This window comes from Pseudomonas sediminis (genome assembly GCF_039555755.1).
GTDB lineage: Bacteria > Pseudomonadota > Gammaproteobacteria > Pseudomonadales > Pseudomonadaceae > Aquipseudomonas > Aquipseudomonas mendocina_D.
Map to the genome: position 1 here is coordinate 3,140,810 of NZ_CP154631.1, position 26,512 is coordinate 3,167,321.

At 63.7% G+C, this 26,512-nt stretch carries 18 protein-coding genes and 4 pseudogenes; 16 read left to right on the forward strand and 6 right to left on the reverse strand.

The annotated features are described in order from the left end of the window. The first annotated feature begins 142 nt into the window (after positions 1–142). From AAEQ75_RS14810 to AAEQ75_RS14820, 3 genes are all read left to right on the forward strand, one after another. Positions 143–1,678 carry a glucan biosynthesis protein G gene (locus AAEQ75_RS14810; RefSeq protein WP_343349453.1) on the forward strand — a complete coding sequence of 512 codons (1,536 nt, stop codon included), beginning with the start codon at positions 143–145 and terminating at the stop codon, positions 1,676–1,678. Continuing rightward, positions 1,671–4,211: a glucans biosynthesis glucosyltransferase MdoH gene (gene mdoH, locus AAEQ75_RS14815; protein WP_343349454.1), complete on the forward strand. Its 2,541-nt coding sequence runs from the start codon at positions 1,671–1,673 to the stop codon at positions 4,209–4,211. The genes AAEQ75_RS14810 and mdoH overlap by 8 nt, the downstream gene beginning before the upstream one ends. A 179-nt stretch (positions 4,212–4,390) precedes the next feature. After that, on the forward strand, positions 4,391–4,921 hold the full coding sequence (locus AAEQ75_RS14820) for a cytochrome b (protein ID WP_256833438.1): 531 nt from the start codon (positions 4,391–4,393) through the stop codon (positions 4,919–4,921). A 352-nt stretch (positions 4,922–5,273) separates the two neighbouring features. On the opposite strand, the gene AAEQ75_RS14825 is transcribed toward AAEQ75_RS14820, so the two are convergent. After that, positions 5,274–7,160 (reverse strand): DEAD/DEAH box helicase, encoded by a 1,887-nt coding sequence (locus tag AAEQ75_RS14825; protein ID WP_343349455.1) that lies wholly within the window; start codon positions 7,158–7,160, stop codon positions 5,274–5,276. A 150-nt stretch (positions 7,161–7,310) separates the two neighbouring features. On the opposite strand from AAEQ75_RS14825, the gene AAEQ75_RS14830 reads away from it, so the two are divergent. Further along, entirely contained in the window at positions 7,311–8,204 is an 894-nt protein-coding gene (locus AAEQ75_RS14830; protein WP_343349456.1) for a DMT family transporter, read from the forward strand. A gap of 243 nt (positions 8,205–8,447) precedes the next feature. On the opposite strand, the gene mnmC is transcribed toward AAEQ75_RS14830, so the two are convergent. Then, a complete protein-coding gene (gene mnmC / locus AAEQ75_RS14835) occupies positions 8,448–10,406 on the reverse strand; it encodes a bifunctional tRNA (5-methylaminomethyl-2-thiouridine)(34)-methyltransferase MnmD/FAD-dependent 5-carboxymethylaminomethyl-2-thiouridine(34) oxidoreductase MnmC (protein ID WP_343349458.1) in 1,959 nt (652 codons plus the stop codon). A gap of 122 nt (positions 10,407–10,528) precedes the next feature. Between mnmC and pap the strand changes: the two genes are divergently transcribed. The 7 genes and pseudogenes from pap to AAEQ75_RS14865 all read left to right on the forward strand — a co-directional run. After that, positions 10,529–12,010 (forward strand): polyphosphate:AMP phosphotransferase, encoded by a 1,482-nt coding sequence (gene pap, locus AAEQ75_RS14840; protein ID WP_343349459.1) that lies wholly within the window; start codon positions 10,529–10,531, stop codon positions 12,008–12,010. A 201-nt stretch (positions 12,011–12,211) separates the two neighbouring features. Further along, complete coding sequence (locus AAEQ75_RS14845) at positions 12,212–13,399, forward strand: thiolase family protein (protein ID WP_343349461.1); 1,188 nt, start codon at positions 12,212–12,214, stop codon at positions 13,397–13,399. A 32-nt stretch (positions 13,400–13,431) separates the two neighbouring features. Beyond that, complete coding sequence (locus tag AAEQ75_RS21995) at positions 13,432–13,593, forward strand: hypothetical protein (RefSeq protein ID WP_430523418.1); 162 nt, start codon at positions 13,432–13,434, stop codon at positions 13,591–13,593. Next, positions 13,542–14,162: a LysE family translocator gene (locus AAEQ75_RS14850; RefSeq protein WP_343349462.1), complete on the forward strand. Its 621-nt coding sequence runs from the start codon at positions 13,542–13,544 to the stop codon at positions 14,160–14,162. The genes AAEQ75_RS21995 and AAEQ75_RS14850 overlap by 52 nt, the downstream gene beginning before the upstream one ends. 63 nt (positions 14,163–14,225) lie before the next feature. Further along, positions 14,226–14,630: pseudogene (locus AAEQ75_RS14855) on the forward strand (LysR family transcriptional regulator); the annotation flags it as partial. A 3-nt stretch (positions 14,631–14,633) separates the two neighbouring features. Beyond that, a pseudogene (locus AAEQ75_RS14860) lies at positions 14,634–14,897 on the forward strand (LysR family transcriptional regulator); the annotation flags it as partial. Next, positions 14,889–15,173 (forward strand): annotated as a pseudogene (locus tag AAEQ75_RS14865) (FAD-binding oxidoreductase); the annotation flags it as partial. The pseudogenes AAEQ75_RS14860 and AAEQ75_RS14865, both read left to right, overlap by 9 nt. Positions 15,174–15,366: 193 nt before the next feature. On the opposite strand, the pseudogene AAEQ75_RS14870 reads toward AAEQ75_RS14865, so the two are convergent. Beyond that, positions 15,367–15,789: pseudogene (locus AAEQ75_RS14870) on the reverse strand (SDR family NAD(P)-dependent oxidoreductase); the annotation flags it as partial. Between the two features lie 224 nt (positions 15,790–16,013). On the opposite strand from AAEQ75_RS14870, the gene AAEQ75_RS14875 reads away from it, so the two are divergent. Next, positions 16,014–16,499 (forward strand): hypothetical protein, encoded by a 486-nt coding sequence (locus tag AAEQ75_RS14875; protein WP_143505934.1) that lies wholly within the window; start codon positions 16,014–16,016, stop codon positions 16,497–16,499. A gap of 106 nt (positions 16,500–16,605) precedes the next feature. Here AAEQ75_RS14875 and AAEQ75_RS14880 read toward each other — a convergent pair whose 3' ends face one another. Next, complete coding sequence (locus AAEQ75_RS14880; protein WP_343349463.1) at positions 16,606–18,654, reverse strand: TonB-dependent receptor plug domain-containing protein; 2,049 nt, start codon at positions 18,652–18,654, stop codon at positions 16,606–16,608. Positions 18,655–18,975: 321 nt separating this feature from the next. Here AAEQ75_RS14880 and AAEQ75_RS14885 point away from each other — a divergent pair, with 321 nt between their 5' ends. After that, positions 18,976–19,866: an NAD(P)-dependent oxidoreductase gene (locus AAEQ75_RS14885; RefSeq protein ID WP_343349464.1), complete on the forward strand. Its 891-nt coding sequence runs from the start codon at positions 18,976–18,978 to the stop codon at positions 19,864–19,866. Further along, on the forward strand, positions 19,863–20,648 hold the full coding sequence (locus AAEQ75_RS14890) for a TIM barrel protein (protein WP_179574162.1): 786 nt from the start codon (positions 19,863–19,865) through the stop codon (positions 20,646–20,648). Before AAEQ75_RS14885 ends, AAEQ75_RS14890 begins: the two co-directional genes overlap by 4 nt. A gap of 156 nt (positions 20,649–20,804) precedes the next feature. Here AAEQ75_RS14890 and AAEQ75_RS14895 read toward each other — a convergent pair whose 3' ends face one another. Both AAEQ75_RS14895 and AAEQ75_RS14900 read right to left on the reverse strand, forming a co-directional pair. After that, positions 20,805–22,901 (reverse strand): putative bifunctional diguanylate cyclase/phosphodiesterase, encoded by a 2,097-nt coding sequence (locus AAEQ75_RS14895; protein ID WP_343349465.1) that lies wholly within the window; start codon positions 22,899–22,901, stop codon positions 20,805–20,807. A 498-nt stretch (positions 22,902–23,399) separates the two neighbouring features. After that, complete coding sequence (locus AAEQ75_RS14900) at positions 23,400–24,377, reverse strand: zinc-dependent alcohol dehydrogenase family protein (RefSeq protein ID WP_099525596.1); 978 nt, start codon at positions 24,375–24,377, stop codon at positions 23,400–23,402. A gap of 171 nt (positions 24,378–24,548) precedes the next feature. On the opposite strand from AAEQ75_RS14900, the gene AAEQ75_RS14905 reads away from it, so the two are divergent. Then, complete coding sequence (locus AAEQ75_RS14905) at positions 24,549–25,250, forward strand: substrate-binding periplasmic protein (protein ID WP_343352399.1); 702 nt, start codon at positions 24,549–24,551, stop codon at positions 25,248–25,250. An 83-nt stretch (positions 25,251–25,333) separates the two neighbouring features. Further along, a complete protein-coding gene (locus AAEQ75_RS14910) occupies positions 25,334–26,479 on the forward strand; it encodes a PQQ-dependent sugar dehydrogenase (RefSeq protein ID WP_343352401.1) in 1,146 nt (381 codons plus the stop codon). Positions 26,480–26,512: the final 33 nt, after the last annotated feature.

A 26,512-nucleotide genomic window follows, 5' to 3' on the forward strand; every position in this document is an offset into this window, starting at 1 on the left:
TGTCTGCATCGTGCTCGCGTTGTATTTGTACCATTCGCCCGTTTTCAACTCCCTGCAGCGGCCGCCCCTGGGCTTGCCGCTGCTTGTCAGTACGTGTTGCCCTGGAGGCTGTGTGTCGATGAGTCGTTGTTCTGGAGCCCGTATGGGTAAGGCCGGCAAGCTGGCCCTCTGTGTGCTCCCGCTGTTGTTCGCTGCCCAGAGTTGGGCCTTCGATCTGGATGATGTGGCGGTCAAGGCCAAGGCGCTTGCCGCCGAAAGCTACAGCGCCCCGCAAAGCAATCTGCCGGCTGCGCTGCGCGAATTGCCGTTCGCTGGCTATCAGAAGGTGCGCTTCCTTGAGGAAAAAGCACACTGGGCTGATGGCAAGACGCCGTTCCGGCTGTACTTCTTCCACCAGGGCATGCACTTCGATGTGCCGGTGAAGATCAACGAAGTGACCGCCGAAGGCACCCAGGAAATCAAGTACGACCCGTCGATGTTCGACTTCGGCGATCTCAATCTGAACCCGGATGACCTCAAGGATCTCGGTTTTGCCGGCTTCAAGGTGATCAACGAGATCAACACCAACGGTCGGCACGATGAGGTGATGAGCGTGCTGGGCGCCAGCTACTTCCGCATCGTCGGCAAAGGGCAGGTGTTCGGTCTTTCCGCGCGCGGTCTGGCTATCGACACCGCGCTGCCATCGGGCGAAGAGTTCCCGCGTTTCAGCGAGTTTTGGATCGAGAAGCCGCAGCCCGATCGCCGCAGCCTGGTGATCTACGCACTGCTCGACTCGCCGCGCGCCACCGGTGCCTATCGCATGGAGATCAAGCCGGGCCGCGACAGCGTGCTCGACGTGCAGTCCAAGGTTTACCTGCGCGAGAACGTAGAGAAACTCGGCATCGCACCGCTGACCAGCATGTACCTGTTCGGCGCCAACCAGCCGTGGCCGCGTCCGAATTACCGCCCGCAGCTGCATGACTCCGATGGCCTGGCCATCCATGCCGGCAACGGCGAGTGGATCTGGCGTCCGCTGAACAACCCGCAGCGTCTGAACGTCAGCAGCTATCGTATCGACAACCCGCGTGGCTTCGGTTTGATGCAGCGCGGTCGCGATTTCAACCAGTACCAGGACCTCGACGACCGCTACGAGCTGCGCCCGAGCGGTTGGGTGGAAACCGTCGGCGATTGGGGTGCCGGTCATGTCGAGCTGGTGGAGATCCCCACGCCGGACGAAACCAACGACAACATCGTCGCCCTGTGGCGTCCCGAGAAGCTGCCGGCACCGGGCGAGTCGCTGGATGTGGCCTATCGCCTACACTTCAGCCGTGACGACGCCAAACTGCACGATCCACAACTGGCCATGGTCAGCCAGACCCGGCTGTCGGAGGGTGATATCAAGCAGGCCAACCTGATTCGTCAGGCCGATGGCAGTACCGCGCTGGTGGTCGATTTCGTCGGTGAGGAGCTGGCCAAGCGTTCGCCCGACGCGGCGCCGACTGTTCAGGTCAGCGTCGATGGCAACGCCGAGTTGCTGGAAGACAGCCTGCGTTACAACCCGGTCAGCAAAGGCTGGCGCCTGATGTTGCGCATCAAGGTCAAGAACCCGGCGCAGCCGGTGGAGATGCGCGCTGCCCTGGTCGAGGACGGCAAGCCCTTGTCAGAAACCTGGAGCTATCAGCTGCCTTCCCATGAATAACACTCTAGATCCTACGCAAATCCAGGAGTATCTGGGAGAACTGCCGCTCGATCATGAGCGGCAGCAGGCCTTGGCTGATCGCGTCGAAGAGGAGGGCGGCGATCTTGCGACACTGCATCGCGCCCTGCACGAGGACGATCTCGCGGCCGTTGAACCTCTGGAAGAAACCCGCGAGATGCTCGACTCGGTGCCGGCTCGGCTGGCGCTGGGCTGGCCGGATGCGCTCGAGCGTGGCTGCCGCATCGTGCAGGATCATCAGGGGCGTCCGACCATCGACTCGACGCCACCGATCACGCGCACGCGTATGGTGCCGGAGCCCTGGCAGACCAATATCCTGGAACGTGGCTGGCGCCGTCTTAAAGGCGAGAAACCTGCGCCGCGGCCGCGTACGCGTGAGAGCGAAGACTTCGCCGAAGAACGTTGGCGGCATGTTGCGGCGGTGCGCCGAACCGCGCTGCTGGTGCTGATGATCACGCAGACGGTGGTCGCCACCTGGTACATGAAGTCGGTGCTGCCTTATCAGGGCTGGTCGCTGGTCGATCTTGGCCTGGTGTTCGAGCAGCCGCTACGCGAGTCAGCGCGGCAGATCCTGCCCTATGTGGTGCAGACCAGTATCCTGGCACTGTTCGCCCTGCTGTTCTGCTGGGTGTCGATGGGTTTCTGGACCGCGCTGATGGGCTTCTTCCAGCTGCTCAAGGGGCGTGATCGCTATAGCATTTCCGCGAGCAGTTGTGGTGATGAACCGATCTCGCCACGGGCGCGTACCGCACTGGTGATGCCGATCGCCAACGAGCACGTGCCGCGCGTGTTCGCCGGCCTGCGCGCGACGTTCGAATCGCTCAAGGCTACCGGGCAGCTCGATCATTTCGACTTCTTCGTTCTCAGCGACAGCAACGACCCGGATATCTGCGTGGCCGAACAACAGGCCTGGATGGAGTTGTGCCGCGAAGTGGAAGGCTTCGGCCATATCTTCTACCGCCGCCGTCGCCGTCGGGTGAAACGCAAGAGCGGCAACATCGACGACTTCTGCCGGCGCTGGGGCAGCAACTATCGCTACATGGTAGTGCTCGATGCCGACAGCGTGATGAGCGGCGATTGCCTGACCCGCCTGGTGCGCCTGATGGAGGCCAACCCCGGGGCGGGCATTATCCAGACCGCCCCCAAGGCATCGGGCATGGACACCCTGTACGCGCGCCTGCAACAGTTCGCCACCAGCGTCTACGGACCGCTGTTCACCGCAGGGCTCAACTTCTGGCAGCTGGGTGAATCGCACTACTGGGGTCACAACGCGATCATTCGGGTCAAACCCTTCATCGAGCACTGCGCTTTGGCGCCCTTGCCGGGCACTGGTTCTTTCGCTGGCGCAATTCTCTCTCACGACTTCGTCGAAGCCGCGCTGATGCGCCGTGCCGGTTGGGGCGTGTGGATCGCCTACGACCTGCCGGGCAGTTATGAAGAGCTGCCACCGAACCTGCTCGACGAGCTCAAGCGTGATCGTCGCTGGTGCCACGGCAACCTGATGAACTTCCGCCTGTTCCTGGTGCGTGGCATGCACGCCGTGCATCGCGTGGTGTTCCTTACAGGCGTCATGTCCTACCTGTCGGCGCCGCTATGGCTGTTGTTCCTGGTGCTGTCGACCTGTCTGCTGGCGATCCATACGCTGATGGTGCCGGAGTACTTCCTGCAGCCCAATCAGCTCTACCCGTTGTGGCCGCGCTGGCAACCCGAAGAGGCCGTGGCGCTGTTCTCGGCGACCATGACGCTGCTTTTCCTGCCCAAGCTGCTCAGTGTGCTGCTGATCTGGATCAAGGGCGCGGAAGCCTACGGTGGTCGTACGCGGGTGCTGCTGTCGATGCTGTTGGAGGCCTCCTGCTCGGTGCTGCTCGCACCTGTGCGCATGCTGTTCCACAGCCTGTTCGTCACCGCTGCTTTCCTCGGCTGGTCGGTGCAGTGGAACTCGCCGCAGCGTGTGGATGACTCGACCCCCTGGAGCGAAGCGTTCCGTCGTCACGGTACCCAGGTGCTGATCGGTATCAGCTGGACGGCACTGGTGGCCTGGCTCAACCCGGACTTCCTCTGGTGGCTGGCGCCTATCGTGGTGTCGCTGGTGCTGTCGCCTGTGGTCTCGGTGCTGACCAGTCGTACTGGGCCAGGACTGGCAGCGCGGCGCATCAAGCTGTTCCTGATACCGGAGGAGCACAAGGTGCCAGTGGAGCTGAGCAACACCGCCGAGTACGAGCAATTGAACAGCTCACGGGCTCTGCGCAAGGGCTTCCTGCGTGCAGTGGTCGACCCGCTGTACAACGCCCTGGTCTGCGCCATGGCCCGCGCCCGCCATGCCAAGGTGGTGCCGGCTGCCGAAGCGCTGCGCAACGAGCGTATCGATGAGATCCTCAGCGCCGGACCTGAGGGTAAGGTAGAGGCGACCCGCTGGCGTCTGCTCAACGATCCTGACGGCATGGCGCGCCTGCACGCGCGCATCTGGCAGGAGCCGCAATATCACGCCTGGCGCGAAGCGCTGCGCGATGCCTGATCAGCACGCCACGCCCGCAGTCGTCGGGGGCGTGGCGTGATGCCTTTCTGACATATCCGCTAACATCTGCAGGCGCAGTCTCGTGCTGCTGCAAGGCACCATTGCGTCTGGAACGGGTTTTTGCCAACGATTGGTGGCTCGAACACCGTGTTCGTTGATGACATTGAAGAGGATGCACGATGTCGAATCTGCATGATTGCGCGCAGCGCTATGGCTTGGTTACACGCCTGCTGCACTGGGGTATGGCCATTGTGCTGGGGTGGCAGTTCGTCACCGTACTGGCCCATGTCCTGCTGGAAGACAGCGTGCTGGACAAGTTCGCCTGGGGCACGCACAAGGCAACAGGACTGCTGCTGATGGTGCTGGTGGTGATTCGTCTGCTTTGGGCGTTTTACAACCGCAACCGCCGTCCTGCCGCAGTCAGCATCCCGGCGCGCCTTGGGCATCTGGCCCTGTATGCACTGCTGTTCGTGATTCCTTTTGTCGCGCTGCTGCGTCAGTACGGCTCGGGCCGGGAGTTCGTGGCATTCGGCATGACCGTCATGCCCGGTTTTGACGGCAAGATCGAGTGGATGATCGCTCCAGCTGGCCTGTTGCATGGCAACCTGGGCTGGCTGTTGCTGTTCATGGTGATTGGCCATGCCGCCATGGCCTTTGTCCATCGCCGCCAGGGCGGTGAGGATGTATTGGCGCGAATGATCGGTCGCTGAAGCAGTCGTCTATGGCGAATGTCTTACAGGCGATAACGGTAACCGCCACTGTTGCCCGTGCGGGCCGATCACTAATCTACACCCATCCCCTGCAGCGATGGAGCGCTGAGGATCAAGGAAGATGACCAGGCCAAGATGGCTACCGACAGGATGTCGGATGGTTGGGAGGAAACCCGCTTCGGCGGGTTTTTTGTTGCCTGTAGAAAGTACCGGGTCATAACGAGAGCCCGATCAATCGCCTAGCCCCAGCGTTTTAGGCGTGGCGCTGACCTGAAAAGCTTCGCCCCGAGGTGGGGCTCCTACGCCAGGCTGCTTTGTTAGCTTTAAGGGAGCGGAGTATTCGCCGGGTGTTCTAGCTGGCCAGGCACTGCGTCGCACCCTGCGCCTTGCGCGTGTACCACAGCACCCGGCTCACGCCACGGGTGATGGCCACGTAGGCCAGGCGCCGGGCTTCGTCCTGCATGGCCTGGTCGTAGCTGCCGGCGAAGGAACCGCACTGGGCGTATAGCGCGTTGCGCAGCGGGTGTTTGTCCGCCGGCAGGCAGTCGTCGAGGATGATCGCCACCTCGGCCTGCAGACCCTTGGCGCGGTGGATGGTCATGGTTTTTACCGGCAGCGCCTTGTCCAGCTGCGCGCGCACCTGCTGCAGCGGCTCGTTGCGTCGGCTGAGCAGCAGTACGGCGGTGCGGTCGGCGTTCGGGCGGCTGGCGACATGAGTGCACTGCGCGCGTATTTCCTCCAGCAGACGCGGTAGGCCGCTGGCCAGATCGAAGCGCTGGATCAGCTTGACGCCGTGGTCGCCCGGTTGCATGGCCTTGGCCGCGACGCAGGTCTTGGCCTGCTTGCTGTGCACCTCGGCCAGCACCTTCTCACCATCGCGGATCACCGGCTCGATGCTGCGGTAGTTGGTGCCCAGCAGCAGGGTGGTGCTTTTGCCGCGTCCACGGTTGGGGAAGTGGCGGTCGAAGTCGATGAACAGCTCCGGCGAGCTGCCGCGCCAGCCGTAGATCGATTGCCAGTCGTCGCCGATAGCCATCAGGCTGATGCGCTCGCCCGCAGCATGCAGGCGACGGTGCACGGCTTGTAGCCACAGCACGATCTGCGGCGAGATGTCCTGGAATTCGTCGATCAGCAGGTGGCTCAGGGCGAGCAGGGCGGGGCCGGGTTTGCCGCCGTCGCTGCTCAGTCGCTCGCTCAACTGTGCGAACGCGCCGTTGAAGCTGATCAGCCCCTGGCTCTGTAGCAGGGCGCTGAAGTGCTGGTGAAAGCGCTGCATGGCCTCGATGAAATCACGTTCGCGGGGCGCGCAGCCCAAGGCCTTCACGTCCAGGCGCTCAAGACGAATCCCCAGGCTCTCGGCGAAGTCGATCTGCCCGTGCAGCAGCTCGAATAACGGCAGGGCGGCGAACTCACCGGATAGCTTGCACGCATCCAGTGGCGCCTTGGGTTTGCTCTGTGGCGGCTCTTCAGGTGCCGGCAGTTTGAGCAGGCGATGAGTCAGGGCGCGAAAGCGTGCGTCCTCGGCGTAGGCGTTCTGGTAGGCCTGCTTGAGCAGGCGCTGCTGCGCGGGGCGCAGGCGCCCGCCAGTGAGCGGGTTGTCCGGCTCCTCGCCGGGTTCGTCCAGTTGCTCGAACCAGCGCGGGTTGCCCAGCTGTTCCTTGGCCAGCGTGGCCATGGCCGCATGGAAGGTGCGCACGCACTGGCGTGCATCGTGCGGGTAGTGCCAGAAGTCGAGCAGGCGTTGCAGGCGCTCGCGCAGTTCGTGGCAGGAGGCGTTGGTGAAGGAGATCACCGTCAGGCGCTTGGGGTCGACCTCCAGGTGACAGAGCAGGAACACCACACGCAGTACCAGCGTGCTCGACTTGCCCGAGCCGGCGCCGGCGAAAATGCGCGCCAGCGGCGCACGGCATAGAATCATCGCCCATTGTTCGTCCGACGGTGCTCCGATCAGCCCGGCATTCACCGCCTGGGCCACGCGCTCGCGCATGGCCTGCACCTGGGCGTCTTCGATCTTCAGCCGGGTGGCGGGGTAGATGCCGGCGGGGCCAGGCTTGCCGCTGGCGGCCTTGCGAGTGCCGGCTTTCTTGTTGCCAGCGGACTTCTTCTTGCTCTGCTTGCGCACGGGCTTGCGCGGCTGCGCAGCTTCGCACTCGGCGCGCAGGTAGGCGGTAGTGTGGGGGAAGTAGCGGGCGAGGGCGCTGGACAACAGTTGTTTGTAGCGCGCGACGGCGGAAAACATGCGGTGAGAATGACCTGACTGATAAAACCCGCATGATAAAGCCATCAGCGCCATGGCAGGCAGTGATGGCGCGGCGATAAATGCGCAACTTTGTGCAAGTGCCTGGCGCCTATCGCTTACAGACTGTGCTCCAGTTTTGGGAGATTCTCGATGAACCTGTCGCTTTACCTGCTGACCGTATTGATCTGGGGCACCACCTGGATCGCCATCAAATTTCAGATGGGCGAGGTGGCCGTCGCTGCTTCCATCGCCTATCGCTTCGCATTGGCCTCGGCAGTGCTGTTCGCCATGCTCTGGTTCAGCGGCCGCCTGCAGCCGCTGGATCGCCGTGGCCAGGGCATTTGCCTGGTGCAGGGGCTGTGCCTGTTCTGCCTCAACTTTCTGTGCTTCTACACCGCCAGCCAGTGGATCCCCAGTGGCCTGATCGCGGTGATCTTCTCCACCGCCACCCTGTGGAACGCGATCAATGCGCGGTTGTTCTTCAAACAGCGTATCGCCGCCAACGTGCTGCTCGGTGGCGCGCTGGGGCTGGTCGGCCTTGGCCTACTGTTCTGGCCGGAGTTGGCCGGGCACGAAACCAGCCGCGAAAGCCTGCTCGGCATCGGCCTGGCGCTGTGCGGCACGCTGTTTTTCTCGGCCGGTAATATGCTTTCCAGCCTGCAGCAGAAGGCCGGACTCAAGCCGCTGACCACCAATGCCTGGGGCATGCTCTATGGCGCGCTGATGCTGGTGGGTATCTGCCTGGTCAGCGGTACGCCGTTCGCCTTCGAATGGAACGCGCGCTACGTGGGTTCGCTGCTGTACCTGGCGATTCCCGGATCGGTAATCGGCTTTACCGCCTACCTGACCCTAGTCGGACGCATGAGCCCGGAGCGCGCGGCCTATTGCACGGTGCTGTTCCCGGTAGTGGCGCTGAACATCTCGGTGTTCCTCGAGGGCTACCAATGGACGACCCCGGCGCTGCTCGGCCTGGGTCTGGTGATGCTGGGCAACGTGCTGGTGTTTCGCAAGCCCAAACCGGTGCTTACCGAGGCGAGGGCATAGGATTCATCGAAATGCCGGGCGCTTGTCGTAGGGCGGACTCAGGAGCGCCAGCGAACAGTCCGGCGGCCCTTGCCAGCGCAAACGCCATGCTCTCCAGGAAACCCTCTCTGGCACCTATACCATCACTTAGAATCCGCTACTGCGTACTGCTCCGCGACGACTGCATGGATGCAGGAGGTAGAGCGACGCAGGAAGCCAAAGCCGAGTACGCCCTACGTGACCGGATCGACTCCCGGTACCTTCCTATATCCCGCGAATCAGCTTGCGCAGCATAAAGCGATTGGGGTGGCTGGCCTCCGCTACCTCGCGTGGTACTGGTAGTGGCTCATTCTCCAGCCAGGCGGCGATCAGTTCGCCTGACAGTGGCGCGGTGATCAAACCGCGTGAGCCGTGGCCGCTGTTGATGTACAGGCCGTGCAGCCAGGGGCAGGATGCATCCGGCACCTGGCGGGCGTCCCTGGCCAGCACCGCATAGGTCTCGGTAAAGGCTTTGGCATCAGCCAGCGGCCCGACTATCGGCAGGTAGTCCGGGCTGGTGCAGCGGAACGCGGCGCGACCTTCCAGCGTTGCGGGGTCGATATGATCGGCCTGCAGGCGCTCGGCCAGGTCAGTGGATATCTCCCGAAGTAGCTCCAGGTTGCCGGCATTCTCGGCGACGCTGGGCGTGAGATCGTCGCTGTGGAAGTCGAAGCTGGCGCCCAGGGTGTGTTCGCCTTCGCGCGGTGGGGCGACGTAGCCTTCGGCGCAGACCACGGTGCGCAATTGACTGCTGAGCGAGTTGGCCGGCAGGCGGCTGATCTGCCCGCGAATGCGCTTGAGCGGCAGGTTGGTATCCGGCAGCAGGCGGGAGATTTCGGCGGCACAAGCCAGCACCAGCACCGGCGCCTCGGCCAGCACGCCGCTCTGCCCGTCGACGCGCCAGCGTTCGCCCTGTCGGCTCAGGCTCAGCGCCTCGTGATAGGGACGCAGTTCGATCAGCGGGTGTTGCAGCAGTTGCCGGCATAGCGCTGGTGGGTGTACCCAGCCAGCATCCGGGTAGAACAGGCCGCCGGCCGGTAGGCCGATGCCGGCACGTTGCTCGGCCTCATCCTGGCTCAGCGCGTGCAGCAGGTCGTTGGGGAAGGCTGCGGCCAGTTTGGCCTGGCGCTCGGCTTCCTTGGCATCGAAGGCCAGTTGCAGCACGCCGCAGGCATCCCAATCGACCCCACGCTGCAGGCGTTCGAGCAGGCGGCGGGTGTGGCCGAAGCCGGCGACGATCAGCTGCGACAGTGCGGTGCCGTGAGCCGACAGTTTCAGGTAGAGCACGCCCTGGGGATTGCCGGATGCCTCGCGGGCGACATCGTCATGCCGCTCCAGCACAGTCACGCGCCAGCCGCGTGCGGCCAGGCTGGCGGCCGTGGCGCAGCCGGCCAGGCCGGCGCCGATCACCACCGCGTGTTTTTCCTGGGGGGGAGCGGGGCGAGCGAACCAGGGCTTGCCGACGGTTTGCGGCTCACCGATGAACAGCCCTTTAGCCACTTCCCATTTTTTGCCCAGGCCTGGCACGCGTATCATCTTGAAGCCGGCTTCATTCAGTGCGCGCCGTACCCGGCCGGCACTGGAAAATGTGCCGATGGTGGTGCCGGGAGCCGACAGACGCGCCAGTTCGGCGAACAACTCGGGTGTCCACATCTCAGGATTCTTCGCCGGATTGAAGCCGTCGAGAAACCAGGCGTCGATACGCGCATCCAGTTGCGGCAATTGCTCCATCACGTCGCCGATCAACAGCGTCAGCACCACCCGACCACCGGCCAACAGCAGGCGCTGGAACCCGGGGTGAATGGCGCGGTATTGAGTCAGCAGTTCTGCGCTGAACGGTGCCAGCTCTGGCCACAGGGCCAGGGCGCGCTGCAGGTCGTCGTGATGCAGCGGATATTTTTCGACACTGACGAAGTGCAGGCGCGCGCCAGCGGGAGCCTGTTGCTCGAACAACTGCCAGGCGCAGAGGAAATTCAGCCCGGTGCCGAAACCCATTTCGCCGATGTTCAGGCATTCACCGTCGGCGAGAGCGGCGAAGCGCGCCGCCAGATCGTTGTTGGCGAGGAAGACGTAGCGCGTCTCTTCCAGGCCGTTTTCCTGGGAGAAATAGATGTCGCCGTAGCTGCGCGACAGAGGCTGGCCGCGCTCGTCCCAGTCGAGCTGGGCGTGATGGGTGTCTGACATGGCTGGGTTCCGCTGGATCGTACGGTGATTCTACCGTGCACAGATGCCATGGCGCTGGTATCAGCGGGCAAAGCATCGGATGTTCCGTTAGGCTGTGAGGATCATTCCAGGGAGGTTGCTTTATGTTCGAGTCCGCCGAAATCGGCCGCAGTATAGACAAGGCCAAGTTCGAGGCCGAAGAGCCGGCGCTGCGCGAGGCGCTGCTGGAGGCGCAGTACGAGCTCAAGCAGCAGGCGCGTTTTCCGGTGATCGTACTGATCAACGGCGTCGAGGGCGCCGGCAAGGGCGAGACGGTGAAACTGCTCAACGAATGGATGGATCCGCGGCTGATCCAGGTCAGCACCTTCGATGTGCAGACCGATGAAGAGCTGGCGCGGCCGCCGGCCTGGCGCTACTGGCGACAACTGCCGCCGAAGGGGCGCATGGGAATCTTCTTCGGCAACTGGTACAGCCAGATGCTGCAGGGGCGGGTGCATGGCCAGTTCAAGGATGCCGTGCTGGATCAGGCCATCGATGCTGCCGAGCATCTGGAGCGCATGCTCTGCGATGAGGGGGCGCTGATCTTCAAGTTCTGGTTCCACCTGTCCAAGCAACAGATGAAGACGCGCCTCGAAGCGCTCAAGGATGACCCGCTGCACAGTTGGCGCATCAGCCCGCTGGACTGGCAGCAGTCGAAGACCTACGACAAATTCGTGCATTACGGCGAGCGCATCCTGCGCCGCACCAGCCGCGACTACGCGCCCTGGTACGTAGTCGAGGGCGTCGATCACTATTACCGCAGCCTGACGGTCGGGCGCATTCTGCTCGAAGGCTTGCAGGCGGCGCTGGCGCGGCAGCAAGGCGCAGTGGGGCGACCACATGCTGCACCGGTTTCCGGACAGAGCAGCGGCCTGTTGGCCAGCCTGGACATGACCCAGGCGCTGAGCAAGGACGACTACAAGGAGCAACTGGCCACCGAGCAGGCGCGCCTGTCCGGGCTGATGCGTGACAAACGCATGCGCAAGCACGCCCTGATCGCTGCATTCGAGGGCAACGATGCCGCCGGCAAGGGCGGTGCCATCCGCCGCGTGACCGGTGCCCTCGACCCACGCCAATACCGCATCGTGCCGGTGGCGGCGCCGACCGAGGAAGAGCTCGCCCAGCCCTATCTCTGGCGCTTCTGGCGGCATATACCGGCGCGCGGACATTTCACCATCTTCGACCGCAGCTGGTATGGCCGTGTGCTGGTGGAGCGAGTCGAGGGCTTCTGCAGCCAGGCCGACTGGCTGCGCGCCTATGGCGAGATCAACGACTTCGAAGAGCAGTTGACCAATGCCGGGGTGATCCTGGTGAAGTTCTGGCTGGCCATCGATCAGCAGACCCAGCTGAAGCGTTTCAAGGAGCGTGAGCAGATCCCGTTCAAGCGCTTCAAGATCACCGAAGAGGATTGGCGCAACCGTGAAAAGTGGGACGACTACGCCGATGCGGTGGGCGACATGGTCGACCGTACCAGCACCGAGATCGCGCCCTGGACGCTGATCGAAGCCAACGACAAGCGTTTCGCCCGGGTCAAGGTGCTGCGTACCATCAACGAGGCCATCGAGGCGGCGTTTGCCAGGGATTGAAGCGTTAATCGCGGCTAAAGCCGCTCCTACGAGTCGTCGCCATCGGCAGGAGCGTGGGAGCGGCTTCAGCCGCGATGCTTTTGTGTTGCTCCCGGTGGCCCCGACATCGCCCCGTATACGCCAGATCAATGATGGTCGTACCCGGGGATGGGCTGGATTTATCTTCACGTCATTCGTCATCCAATAACAACGAGGTGCGTCATGCGTGAAGTGGTGATCGTCGATAGCGTGCGGACTGGCCTGGCCAAGTCCTTCCGCGGCAAGTTCAATATGACCCGGCCGGACGACATGGCCGCTCACTGCGTTGATGCGCTGCTGGTGCGCAACGGCATCGACCCGAAGCTGGTCGATGACTGCATCGTCGGTGCCGGCTCCAACGAGGGCGCGCAGGGCATGAACATCGGCCGCAACGTCGCCGTGCTCTCGCGTCTGGGCAATCCGGTGGCGGGCATGACGCTCAACCGCTTCTGCTCCTCGGGCCTGCAGGCCATCGCCATCGCCGCCAACCAGGTGGCGTCCGGTTGCAGCGACATCATCGTCGCCGGTGGCGTCGAGTCCATCACCATGACCCTGAAAAGCATGAACATGGACAACCTGTTCAACCCGCTGCTGCACAAGGACAACCCCGGCATCTACTACCCCATGGGCAAGACTGCCGAGATCGTCGCCAACCGCTACGGCATCACCCGTGAAGCCCAGGATGCCTATGCCTTGCAGAGTCAGCAGCGTACCGCGCGGGCTCAGACCGAAGGCCTGTTCGCCGATGAAATCGTGCCGATGACGGTGAAGTATCAGCTCGAAGATAAGGCGACCGGCGAGAAGAAGATCCTCGACGGCGTGGTCGAGGCCGATGACTGCAACCGCCCTGACACTACCCTGGATTCACTGGCCAAGCTGCAACCGGCGTTCGACCCGGCTGGCAGCGTGACGGCCGGCAACGCCTCGCAACTGTCCGACGGCGCTTCCATGACCCTGGTGATGAGCCTGGAAAAAGCGCTGGAGCTGGGCCTGACACCCAAGGCCTATTTCCGCGGCTTTACCGTGGCCGGTTGCGAGCCGGACGAGATGGGCATCGGCCCGGTGTTCTCGGTGCCCAAGCTGCTCAAGGCCAAGGGCCTGAGTGTGGCCGACATCGATCTGTGGGAGCTCAACGAGGCGTTTGCTTCGCAGTGCCTGTACTGCCGCGATACGCTCGGGATCGACAACGATAAGTACAACGTCAACGGCGGTTCCATCTCCATCGGCCACCCGTTCGGCATGACCGGCTCGCGCCAGGTCGGCCATCTGGTGCGTGAGTTGCAGCGCCGCGAACTGTGCTACGGCATCGTCACCATGTGCGTTGGCGGCGGCATGGGTGCTACGGGGCTGTTCGAGGCGTATCGCGGATAAACACCGCTGGCACCACCGGCAACACGCATCGCATGAACGAACCGCGGTCCGCGCGGCGCACCCTACTACATCGCTGGCCCCACGACGGCCAGCGATGCGCTGTTTATACTCGCGCTCTGCCCAGTGTACGGAGCGCCTGCCGATGCCCTTTGCCGAAAACCTCATCGCCTTCACCCTGGCGGCCACGCTGCTGACCCTGACGCCGGGGATCGACACGGCGCTGGTGCTGCGTACCGCTGCGGTCGAGGGCCGGCAGCAGGCGTTTCGCGCGGCGCTGGGCATCAATGCCGGTTGCCTGCTCTGGGGCGCAGCGGTGGCCTTCGGCCTCGGCGCGCTGCTGGCGGTTTCCGAATTCGGCTACAACCTGCTCAAGTATTGCGGTGCGGCGTATCTGGCCTGGCTCGGGCTGAACATGCTGCTGCGCCCGCGCACCTCATTGGCTCCGGCGCAGGCCGGCGGCCAGTCCGGTGCCAACTGGTTCCTGCGCGGCCTGCTGGGTAATGTGCTCAACCCCAAGGTGGGGATTTTCTACGTGTCCTTCCTGCCGCAGTTCATTCCGCAGGGGCAGCCGCTGATGGCCTGGACATTCGGTCTGGTGGGCATCCATGTGGCGCTCAGCCTGGCCTGGGCGCTGTTGCTGATCGGCGCTACCCAGCCGCTCGGCCACTGGTTGCGGCGTGAGGTGGTGATCAAGTGGATGGATCGCAGCACGGGGCTTATCTTCGTCCTCTTCGCCGCGCGTCTGGCCTTGAGCCGGCGCTGAGTCCGGAGGTGGCCTCGTCATGAGGTACGCTGCGTCGGTGCAACAGAAAAGCAGGCGGTGCCGATGGATCGGTTTCAGGAAATGAGGGTGTTGCTGGCAGTGACCGAGGCCGAAAGCTTCGCCGGTGGCGCCAAGCTGCTGGGCATTTCGCCGCCTAGCGTGACCCGCGCCGTCGCGGCGCTGGAGGCTCGCCTGGGTACGCTGTTGCTGGCGCGCAGCACGCGTAGCTTGCGTTTGACCGAGGCCGGCCAGCGCTATGTCGAGGACTGCCGGCGCATCCTGCTGGAGCTGGAAGAGGCCGAGGAACTGGCCGCTGGTGGCAGTGTGCGCCCGCGTGGGCGACTCACCGTGACCGCGCCGGTGATGTTCGGCGAGCTGTGCCTGATTCCACGCATCGCCCAGTACCTCGACACCCACCCGGACGTGGAGGTCAATGCGCTGCTGGTCGACCGCGTGGTGAACATGATGTAGGTGGGTATCGACGTGGCCCAGGCGGGCAGCCTGGCCGCTGCTGCTCGCCAGTTGCAGCTGTCGCAGGCCACGGTGATGCGTACCCTAGCTGCGCTGGAAAGTCGTCTGGACAGCACCTTGCTGCTGCGCGGGCCGCGTGGTGTGAGCCTGAGCGCGGCGGGTACCGCTTTCGCCGACAGTTGCCAGCGCATTCTGCAGCGGGTTGAGGAGGCCGAGCGCTCGGTGACCGGCCTGCATGCCAGCCCCGTCGGACAACTCAACCTCTTCGAGGGTGCCGAACGGCTATGGACCCTCGACGTCGAGCAGGTGGTGCTACGTCCGGCCGCGACCTCATTGCGTTGGGCCTTCGAGGAATATGCACCGACCAGCCTGATGACCGGCACCTGGGCAGAAACCGATGCGCGTCTGCGCGAGCGTGAGCAGCGCAATCAGTGGCAGCGCTGGCGCGTGCTCAGCCTGCAGCAGGAGAGCGCCGATATCCGCTCGTTCGTGCTGGCACCGGAGCAGGGCGCTGCACCGCGCTTCGCCGCCGGTCAGCACGAAGTGGAGATCGGCTATCTGGCATCGCAGTTGTTACTGCCGCGCGAATTGCCGAGGTACGCACCTGAAGGCTCGAGGTTCTGGCAACGCATGGTGCGGCGTTTACGTGATTGGCCGTTGAGGGATTGGTGAGGCTTGCGGGTTGCTGAAGGGGTGGCTTCGGTGGCTCGGGTGAGGGCGCAGGGTGGGCTGGGCCAAGCGCTGTCATGTCCGTGAACACCTTGTTCAGGTCCGGCATGTCGCGCACGGCGCCGCCGAGAAAATCCGTCTCGATCGCGCCGGGTGCCACGGTATTGACTGCGATACCCCGGCTGCCCAGCTCCTTGGCCAGGTAGACGCTCAGCACCTCTAACGCTCCCTTGACGGCCGAGTGGGCCGCAAAGCCCGGGTAGGCGATGCGTGTCAGCCCAGAAGAGATATTGACGATACGAGCGCCGTCGGCCATCAGCAGCAGTACCTGGGTGAGGAAGAACACCCCTTTGAAGTGTACGTTCACCAGTGCGTCGAACTGCGCCTCGGTGGTCTCGGCAATCGACGCCATGTCCCCGTGCCCGGCGTTGTTGACCAGGTGATCGAAGCTGTCGCGCTGCCAGGTGTCGCGTAGCGCCTGGCGCAGCAACGCATAGCCGTCGTGGTGGAGTTGTGCGCGGTCCGTCATGGTCAGGCTCCCGTCATCCATGCATCCCGAACAAAACAGGTGGAAGTCGAAGAAGAAAGCCCGTTCTTCAATGCATGACTCTCCGTCTGCAAATTCAGGCGCAGGCCATGACCAAGACTGAATACAATGGCGCCTGAACTTTCCGCGCCATGCACATGGCTGTATCGAACGAGGAACGCCCCATGGCCTCCCCAGACAAACAGAAGAAGCGCGCCCAACGGGCCAAGACCAAGGCCAAGCAGAACCGCATGGGCAAGCCCAAGGCGCAGGCCAATGTCGTCCACCCGATTCTCGCCAACCCGCTGATCAACGAGCCGTTCGATGATGTCGAGCTCGACCTGAGTACCTTCGATTTCAAGGACATCGAGGAAAACGGCTTCGACCCCGCGCACTTCGATGACCTGTTCCAGGCGATGAAAGCCGGCGAGGGCATCAGCCTGCTCGCCCTGTGCCTGATATTCCTGCAATACCCTGTGCTGGAACTGGTGGTTGCCGAGGAGTCGGAAGAGGCTGCGACCGATTTCATGATGGGCCTGCTGATCGTCTACCGCGGCATCTTCCACGATGAAGACGAGGACGCTGCGATCACCTGGATCGGCAGCGAAGCCTTCCAGAGCGCCTATAACGAAGCGTCGTTGATCCTGCAGAAGAAGAACGCCCGCGTCTGATTCATTTCTGCAGTCTGAGTCTGTAGGAGCTTGATGCCGACGCTACCAGAACGAAAAAGGCCCCCGACGCTGGCGCATCGGGGGCCTCTGAGTGGCGCGCGAACAATCAGAATGCGGTTTGCACACGCACGTAGAAGGTGCGGTAGGTGCCTTCCTCGGTCAGGCTGTTGCTTTCCAGCAGGCCATTGGCGCCGTAGGTCGTGGCGCGGCTGTCCTCGTTCTGGGCGAACAGATTAAGTACCGACAGGTTGAGGCTGGTGTTCTGGCTGAGTTGGGTGCGCGCGGAGATATCGACACGGCCAACTGCGTCCTGGTCGTTCTCTGCCGTCTGGCCCGAAGTCAGTCGATACTTCTGGTTGTAGCCGCTGTTCCAGTTGTAGTTGACGCCGAAGGTGGTGCGCAGGCTGGCCAGGTAGTAGTCGGCGCCAGCGTTGAACAGGTAGTCCGGCTGATCGAGGAAGCGTCGGGTTTCACCAGTGGCTTCGCTCTTCAGGCGGGTGTGCACGGCGGTGGCGTTGGACCATAGCGTCAGTTGCGGCAAACCGAGCACGTCCAGTGGCGCGCGTGCTTCCAGTTCCAGGCCGCTGGCCTGGCCGTCGCCGGCGTTCTCCGGGCGGCTCAGCCAGCGGCCGTTGCTCTGCTCGCTGAGCACGTTTTCGATCTTGCCACTGAACTGACGGTGGAACAGGTTGGCCGAGAGCAAGCCGCGCTGGTCGTTGAAGAAGTGATCCAGCCCCAGGTCCACGCCCCAGATGGACTCCGGTGTCATCCCCGGGTTGCCACCGGTATCGGGCCGGGCCAGGGTGCCGGAGTCGGTGGTGACGGTCGGGCTCAGCTCGCGCAGATCGGGTCGGCGCAATGTGCGGGCGATACCCAGGAGCCAGTCGGTGTTGGCACTGAGATGGCCGAGGTAGCTGATCGACGGCAGGGGGCTGAGCTTGCTGGTCTGCTGCTTGGCACCGTTGAAGTCGCGGGTGCGGGTGTGGGCGTCTTCCAGGCGCAGGCCGTAGGTCAGGCTGTCGCCCCAGGGCAGCAGCCAGGTGTCCTGGGCGAACAGGTGAGTGATGTCTTCACGGATCTGGTAGGTGCGCGCGGCATTGATGGGGCGGACGGTGCCGTTCTCGATGTTGCTGTTGTCTTCCTCGCGGGTCTCGCGGCGCGCCCCGGCGCCCCATTCGAGGCTGTGGGCGTCGAGCAGCGTCTTCACCTTGAGGGTCGGCGAGACCGAGGTCATGTGGATGTTCTCGTCACGCAGGCGCGTGCGATCCAGGGTGCCGTTGGCCCGGTAGCGTTTGGCGTCCCGGGTGGTGTCCTCGTCGGCCTTCTGCAAGTCGAGGCTCAGCAGCAGCTCGGTGTCGTCGCTCCACTGGTGCGTCCAGTCGCTGAGCAGGCCGAGGTTGGTGCGCTTGCGCTCGCGATCCTCGAACTCGGTTCGACTCACCGCGTTCTGCGCAGTTTCCAGCTCGGCGGCGATGTCGTCGCGGTATTCGGTGGTCTTCAGGTAATCGAGCTGGAAGTTCAGGCGGTTGTCGCCGTTCAGGCGCAGCTCCAGCGACGGCAGGAAGTTGCCTTGCTCGAAGCGACGCTCGTTGCTGCCCAGTTCACCGCCATTGGCGCCGCTGTTGCTGAACACCAGCGAGTCCTTGCTTTCGTTGCGGCGCTGCAATTGCACGCCGCCGGCCAGGTTCAGCGTGACGTTGTCGTTGCCCAGGCTGTAGAAGACGGTGGCATCCCCCAGGCCACCGTTGCTTTCTATATGCCCGGCGCCGATACCGATCTCGCCATTACCGCCCTTGGCGCGCTGCTTGAGAATGATATTGACGGTGCCCGCTGCGCCCTGGCCCTCCTGGCTGGCCAGTGGCGAGCGGATGATCTCCACACGCTCGACCAGCGAGCTGGGGATGCGATCCAGCTGCACACTGCGCTTGGAGTTGGCATCGAGGATGCGCCGGCCATTTACCAATACCTGCGCATACTCCGGGCCGATGCCGCGCAGTTGCACTTCACGGGCACGGTTGGCGCCGGCGAAGGAGACACCGACCAGACGTCGCAGGGCATCGCCCAGCGGCTGGTCGCCAAACTGGTTGAGTTGCTCGGCCTCGATCACCGTTTTTGAATTGCTCGCATTGCGTCTTTCCGCGTGGGCGCGTTGCACGGCGTCCTCGATGGGGCGCTGGAGATTTCCATGGCTTCCAGGCTGATGACCTGAGCGGCAAGCGGTGCGCTGCAGCTGGCGAGCAGAAGGCCCAGCAGAGCGTTCTTATTCCTGTTGTGCATGATGGATCTTATCTTTTTAGATTCAATTAATGATAATTATTACTAAATGTACAAATCAATCATGCGCATAAGTATTTTGTGAGGAGGCGGGCTGAGGTCTGTGGCCGAGATCGCGGGACTGATCGATGAAAGCTCCAGACGAAGCCCCCGTCGCGGTTAGTATTGGCTGATCGATTTTCCACTGCCTCTGGAGCCTTGTATGACCGCTTCACTGCCTGCCATCGCCTTCGCCGGTATCGGCCTGATGGGTCTGCCGATGACCCGCCGCCTGCTCGCTGCCGGCTACCCGCTGACACTCTGGAACCGCACGCCGGACAAATGCACGTCGCTGCTGGAGCAGGGTGCGCACCGCGTGGAGAACCCCGCTGATCTGTGCCGCGATGCCAATGTGGTGATGCTGTGCCTGGCCAATACCGAGGTGGTACGTGAGGTGGTGTTCGGTCCGGGTGGGATCGTCGAAGGAGCAAGGCCGGGGCAGCTGCTGGTGGATTTCTCCAGCCTGGAGCCGGCTGCCACCCGTGAGATGGCCGCTGAGCTGGAAGCGCGCACCGGTATGCGCTGGGTGGATGCGCCGGTTTCCGGCGGTACGCCAGGGGCCGAGGCCGGCACCTTGGCGATCATGGCCGGTGGTCGCGAAGAGGACGTGGAGCGTATACGCCCGATTCTCGCGCACCTGGGCCAGCGCCTGACGCGCATGGGCGAGGTCGGCGCGGGGCAGGTGACCAAGGTGTGCAATCAGATGATCGTCGCTTGCAACGCCCTGGTGATCGCCGAAGTGGTGGCGTTGGCCGAGCGCTCCGGCGTCGATGCCAGCCTGATCGCTCCAGCACTGGCCGGTGGTTTCGCCGACTCCAAACCGCTGCAGATTCTGGCGCCGCAGATGGCGGCCAGCCAGTTCGAACCGATCAAGTGGCACGTGCGCACGCTGCTCAAGGACCTCGATACGGCGGTCAAACTGTCCCGCGAGCAGGGCAGTGCCACGCCTATGAGCGGCCTGGCCGCACAGTTGATGCGCCTGCACGGCAGCCAGGGCAATCTGGAGCGCGACCCGGCTACCCTGGTGGAAATGTTGCGGGAGCAATGCCCATGAAGATCGCTGCCAATCTGTCCATGCTGTTCACCGAGCTGCCACTGCGCGAGCGTGTACTGGCGGCGATGATGGCGGGTTTCGAGGGTGTGGAAGTTCAGTTCCCCTACGAATTGCCAGCGGTCGCCCTGAAAGAAGTGCTGGAGTTGACCGCGCTGCCGTTGGTGCTGATCAACGTGCCAGCGGGCGATCTGATGACGGGTGGTCCCGGCCTGGCCAGCGTGCCGGCGCGACAGGTGGAGTTCGACACCGCGCTGCAGGAAGCGCTGACCTACGCCGCCATGGCGCGCCCGGCCTGCATCAACGTGCTGCCCGGGCGCCTGGCTGAAAGCGTGAGCCGCGAGCAGGCGCTGGACTGCCTGGCCGCCAACCTGCGCAAGAGCGCCGAGGCTTTCGCGGCGTTGGGCATTCGCGTGCTGGTGGAGGCGATCAACCCCATCGACATGCCAGGTTTCCTGATCAACACGCCGGAGGATCTGGATGCGCTGCTGCGCGCGGTGGATCACCCGAATCTGGCGGCGCAATACGACCTCTACCACATGGCGCGCCAGGGAATCGATGTGGCGGCAGGCATGCGCCTGCTGGCTGGACGCATCGGCCATGTGCAGTTCGCCGATATGCCGGGGCGCGGTGCGCCGGGGACGGGGGAATTGGCCTTTCCGGCGCTGCTCGGTGCGTTGCGTGACAGCGGTTACAGCGGCTGGCTGGGCGCCGAGTACAAACCGGGCGAGGTGGGCACGCAGGCCAGCCTCGGCTGGTTGGCGCAGTGGCAGCAGCGCGCCTAGGGGCGCTGTGCGCAGGGCGATTCACATGCTGGGTGGCTGGACCGGTGATGGGTGTTTGGCTCGGTGCGCATGGCGCACCCTACGGCGCATCGGCGCATCGGCGTATCGCGGTTCGGGTAGGGTGCGCCGCGCGCACCAGATGTTTGCCTCAGGATCTTAGAACCGCGTGCCGACCCGCTCCAGCGGCCGGTAATGCGGCGGGAAGAGGGCGACGATTTCCTCGAGCGGCACCGGTTTGCTGAACAGATAACCCTGCACCTGATCGCAGTCGCGCTCCTGCAGGAACGCCAGCTGTTCGGCGGTTTCCACGCCTTCGGCGACGACCTTCAGGTGCAGGGCGTGGGCCATGGCGATGATGGCGTGGACGATCTCGCGGTCCTGACTGGAGTGGGCGACGTCCTGGATGAAGGAACGGTCGACCTTCAGCGTATCCAGCGGTAAGCGGCGCAGGTAGGCGAGCGAGGAATAGCCGGTGCCGAAGTCGTCGATGGACAGGCTGACGCCCAGCGCGCGAATGTTTTCCAGCAGGCCGATGGCGCGGTTGATGTTGCTCAGCAGCGCGCTTTCGGTCACCTCCAGTTCCAGGCAGTGAGCAGGGCAACGGGTCGCGTTCAACAACTGCTCGATGCGCCCGGGTAACTGATCGTTGGCCAGGTTCAGGGCCGAGCAGTTGACCGCGATCTTCAGCCCTGGATAGCCCATGTGATCGAGGCTGTTGAGGTCCAGGCAGGCGCGGCGCAGCACCCAATTGTCGAGCAGGTCGATGAAGCCGTTGGCCTCGGCAATGGCGATGAAGCGCTCCGGTGTGAGCAGGCCGTGCTGCGGGTGATGCCAGCGCACCAGGGCTTCGAGCTTGCTCAGCTCGCCGCTGCGCAGATCGATGATCGGCTGGTAGTAGAGAATCAGCCCGTCATCCTGTTGCAACGCCTGGCGCAGGTCTTCTTCAAGTTGCAGCTCGTACGAGGCTTTCTGCTTCAGGTGCGGGTTGAAGAAGTGCACCACATTGCGGCCGCTGCCTTTGGACTGATACAGCGCCAGATCGGCATGTTTGAGCAGTTCGTCGGTGCTGCTGCCGTCCTGTGGGAACAGGCTGATGCCGACGCTGGTGGTCATCACGATCTTGCGCCCAGCCAGGCCAATTGGCTCCTTCATGTGCTCCAGCATGCGCGCGGCCAGGGCGCGTGGGTCGGCAGTGCTGTCGAGGCTGGCGATCACGCAGAACTCGTCGCCGCCGAAGCGCGCGATGATGTCGCGCTCACGCAACGCGCTGCGGATGCGCTGTGCCACCACGCGTAGCAGTTCGTCGCCGGCATCGTGGCCAAGGCTGTCGTTGATGCGCTTGAAGTGATCGACATCGAGAAACATCACCGCCAGGCTGCGGCCGGTCACCGCGTGCTCCTCCAGGGTGGCAGCGAAAACCCGGTTGAAGCCACGGCGGTTGAGCAGCTCGGTCAGTGGGTCGATATGCGCCACTTGCTCAAGCGAGGCCTTGGCCTGATCGAGCTGCACCAGCAAGGTGTTGACCCGCTGCAGGTCGCGCTCCTTGTCGTCGAGCTTGCGTCCGGCCCAGGCTGCGGCCAGGCTCAGGCCGAGAATCAGCAGGGTGATGGAGGCGACGATCAGCACCAGTTGCACGCTATTGTCGGCGCTGCGCAATTGCAGTGCAGTGCCGTCCGGCACCACCAGGTTGAGCGCGCTCATGCCGGTGTAGTGCATCGAGGCAATGGCCGCGCCCATCACCAGCGCTGCCGAATATTTCATCCAGCGCTGTCGACGCGGCGAGCCATGGCGTACATAGCGGTTGAGCAGCAGCGCGGCGAAGCTGGCGCTGATGGCGATGACGATGGACAGGGTGAACAGGCCGCCGTGGTAGTAGGCCTGAGCATCCGAGCGGATCGCCGCCATACCGCTGTAGTGCATGGCGCTGATACCCAGGCCGATGATGCTGGCGGCCAGCAACTGTCGGCTCAAGCCGGGGCGCGGCATGACCATGTAATAAACGGCGAGAAGGGCAGCGGCCAGGGCCACCAACAGCGACAGCACCGTGGTGGCAAGGTCGTAGCGAATGGCGACAGGCGCCTGGAACGCCAGCATGCCGATGAAGTGCATGGACCAGATGGCACCCGCCAGGCACAGCCCGCCGAGCAGGCCCCAGATCAGACGCATGCTGCGTCTTTGCACCTGGTCGAGATGGCGGGCGATGGTCAGTGTACTCAGGCTGCCGACGCTGGCGATGACGTACGAAAGGGCCACGAGCCAGGGATCGTGTTGGCAATCGAGCAGGAGCCGTCCCTGTTCTGGCATATCGACAAGAAAGCGGATCGAGAGTCCTTCCATAGCCATCTCCCCCCGCCTCGCGGCGGTGTGAGCGTCCAATTCGATGAATTACAGGCTTACATTGCCAGTCAGTCGGGTATTGGTCAAAAGATGACCGGCTCCATTGTTCTAGCACGGAATAAAGCCCTCTGCCTTATGTCTGCCGGCTATCAGCTTGAGTGGCGTCTGCCGACATTGGCTTGCATAGAACGAGGGCGTGGCTGCAGGCGTGTTGCGCCAAGGACATGGATATCCGTAAGCCGGGTTCAGGCCCAGGAGGATAGCGCCAATGCAGCGCATGCAGGGCGCATTGATGTGCATGAGAAGCGGGCCGCGTTATCACGGTGGGCCGGTGAACGGTGCGCCCTTAGCAGGTGGACGCACCGTTTGAATGTCGGAGTCAGGGTGAGCTGCGCGCAGCAATCACCCACAGCATCAGGGCACCAGCAGAATCTTGCCATCACGCTCGCCGCTGGCGGCAGCGGCTACGGCGTCCTTGATGTGCTCCAGGTCATAAGTCGCCGCGACGCGGGTCTTCAGTTTGCCGCTGGCGATCAGTTGCACCAGTTCGCCGAACACCTTCATCTGTTGCGCTGGGCTGGCCTGCTGGAACCACTTGGCCAGCCAGAAACCGCGTAGGGTCACGTCGCGGAACACGAAGGAGGCCGGCGACACCTGGCAGGCCTGGCCGCTCATCATGCCGTAGTTCACCAGCACGCCGCCGTTGGCCAGGGCCGCTGCCAGGTTGTCGGTGCTGACGCCGCCAACTGCGTCGATACCCAGGCGGACTTCAGCGCCGCCCGTGGCTGCGCGCACGCGCTTGGCTAGGTCCGGGCCATCGACCAGCACCAGGTCACCGCCCTCGGCCTCGACACCGGCAATGGCCGAATCACGGCGCACCACGTTGATGGTCTTGAAACCGCGCAGCTTGGCCAGCTGAATCAGGTAGCTGCCGACACCCGAGTTGGCGGCGTTCTGGATTACCCAGTCGCCTGGCTTGAGGTCGACGAACTCGCTGAGCAGCAGCGAGGCGGTGGGCGGGTTGACGGTGAGCATGGCCAGTTGCAGCGGGTCGGCATCCGGCAGCGGAATGAGTTTCTCGGCCGGGGCGTTCAAGGCCGTGACCCAGGTACCGCAGCCGACCGGCAGCAGCACGGTCTGGCCGACCTTGAAGTTGCTGACGCCTTCACCAAGCGCCTCGACCTTGCCGACGCCTTCGTTACCGCCCACGGCCGGCAGTGGCGGCAGCATGCCGTAGGCGCCGGTCAGGGTCAGTACGTCGGACGGGTTGATCGGTGCAGCCAATACCTTGACCCGCACCTGCCCGGCAGCGGGCTCCGGCAGTTGCAGTGGCACTGCGCTGATCACGTCTTGCGGTACCGGGCCGCGCTGTTGGTATTCGGCTTTGAGCATGGTCTTGGTCTCCTGAAGGCAGGCGCAAAATGCGTGCAGCCAGTCTAGCCGCGATAGGGCAAAGCGGAATGAATCAGCCGGCATCCACTCTGGTTATGAAGGTGGTCAGGCGTCTATGCTCTGGCGGGTCCGATAACGAGGTAGACGATGGTCAGATGGTGGCTGGGATTGATGCTGGCGTGCCTGAGCGCGACGGTTGCGGCCGAGGTGCTGCATGTCGGCTTTGGTACGCACAAGCCGCCTTATGTCTACGAAGGTGAGCCGCGTGGCCTGGAGTATGAATTGGTGGAGCGTGCCGCGCGTAACGCCGGTTTTGAAGTGACCGCCTATTACGCGCCGATAGAGCGCCTGCACCTGATGCTGCGCCGCGGTGAGATCGATGCCATCACCACTACCCACGAGCGCAGTGGCGTGCAGGCCTTCTATTCGGACGTCTACATCCATTACCAGAACGTGGCAGTGGCGCTAGCCAAGCGCGGTTATCACATCGAGCAGATCTCCGACCTCAGCCAGTACGCGGTCAGCGCCTTCCAGCGTGCGCGACTGCTGATGGGGCCGGAGTTCGAGCGCATGGCCATGAACAACCCGCGCTATCGCGAGGAGGCGCTGCAGATTAATCGCAACCGCCTGCTCTACAGCGGCCGCACCGATGTGGTGGTGGGCGACGAGCGCATCATCCGCTACCTGGATCGCGAGGTGAACGACCAGGTCGACGTCACCCAGCCACTGGCCTGGTTCGAGATATTCCCGCCCACGCCATACAGCGTCGGCTTTCGCCGGGAGGAACAACGTCGGCGCTTCGACGAGGGGCTACGCTTGCTGCGTGAGTCCGGCGAATACCAGCGCATCGAGCAGCGTTACCTGACGGACTGAAACCTGAGGAAACTTTTACGGGGCTGCCACGGTTGAGGGGCTGTTGCACTATTGCCGCTTGTCTGACGCCTGGAGACGCCATGATGCCGCGCCTGAAACCCCTCGCAGCCCTCGGTCTGGTCGCCCTGTTCGGTTACCAGTACAGCTTCGCCGAAGATCGGCAACTGAGCTCCGAGCTGGGGCCGCTGAACGTTCACACCGTCGCCGAAGGTCTGGCCAACCCCTGGGCCGTCGCCTTTCTACCGGAGGGACAGGGTTATCTGGTGAGCGAGCGGCCAGGCGCCTTGCGCCGGGTAAGCGCCGAGGGTGAAGTATCCGAACCACTGCGCGGTGTGCCCAAGGTGTTCGCCGTTGGCCAGGGTGGCTTGCTCGACGTGGTGTTGTCGCCGGACTTCGCCAAGGATCGCCTGGTCTACCTGTCCTACGCCGAGGAGGGCGACGGTGCCGCAGGTACGGCCGTAGGGCGCGGCAAGCTGTCGGCCGATGCCTCGGCGCTGGAAGGCTTCGAGGTGATCTTCCGACAGCAACCCAAGCTGTCCAGCGGCACGCACTTCGGTTCGCGCCTGGTGTTCGACCGTGACGGCCATCTGTTCATCGCTCTGGGCGACAACAACAATCGCCCCACCGCGCAGGACCTCGACAAGCTGCAGGGCAAGCTGGTGCGGATCTTCCCGGACGGGCGCATTCCTGAGGACAACCCCTTCACCAGCCGTGACGGCGCGCGCGAGGAAATCTGGTCCTACGGCCATCGCAATCAGCAGGGCGCGGCACTCAATCCCTGGAGTGGCCGCTTGTGGACCCATGAACACGGCCCACGTGGTGGCGACGAAATCAACATTCCCGAGGCCGGCAAGAACTACGGCTGGCCGCTGGCGACCCATGGCATCAACTATTCGATGCTGGCGATTCCCGAGGCCAAGGGCAAAACCGTGGAGGGCACCGAACCGCCGCATCATGTCTGGGAAAAATCACCGGCCATCAGCGGCATGGCGTTCTACGATGCCGAGCGTTTCCCGGCCTGGCAGCACAACCTGTTCATTGGTGCGCTCTCCGGTCAGGCGCTGATTCGCCTGCAGCTCGACGGCGACAAGATCACCCATGAGGAGCGGTTGCTGGAATCGCTGAACGCACGGGTACGCGACGTACGGCAGGGGCCGGACGGCTATATCTATGTGCTGACGGATGCGCCGAAAGGGCAGTTGCTGCGCCTGGGGCTGGCGAGCGAGTAAAGCAGGAGGGGGAGAGGCTGGGTGCGCATCGCG